The 239-nt window shown below is 62.3% G+C and carries 1 protein-coding gene; it reads left to right on the top strand.

Annotated features, from left to right (window positions below):
• Positions 1-239 (top strand): hypothetical protein (locus BN358_RS27660; RefSeq protein WP_040582944.1); only part of this gene is annotated, 239 nt, incomplete at both ends.

Raw genomic sequence — 239 nt, 5'->3', positions numbered from 1 at the left:
TTCGAGCATGACGGCGATCCGGATGTCGAGTGCCTTGCTGGCGGATGCCCAGCGTCCGGGCTCTCCCTGCTTTCGAGGCTTCTGCGCACCGGTGGCGTTGATCTGTCCCAGGCAGGCGACACGGTCGTCCCTGCCATCCTTGTGCTTCGGGCTTTGGGATATGTGATTGAACAGGTTGGTGGCAGGTTCAGCGCAACCGATGGCTCGGCAAGGTTCTCCGCCGAGGACCCTGTTGCAGT

The organism is Sedimentibacter sp. B4, assembly GCF_000309315.1.
Lineage (GTDB): Bacteria > Bacillota > Clostridia > Tissierellales > Sedimentibacteraceae > Sedimentibacter > Sedimentibacter saalensis.
Note: the sequence above shows the minus strand (reverse complement) of the source record. Positions and strands in the feature narration are given on the sequence as shown.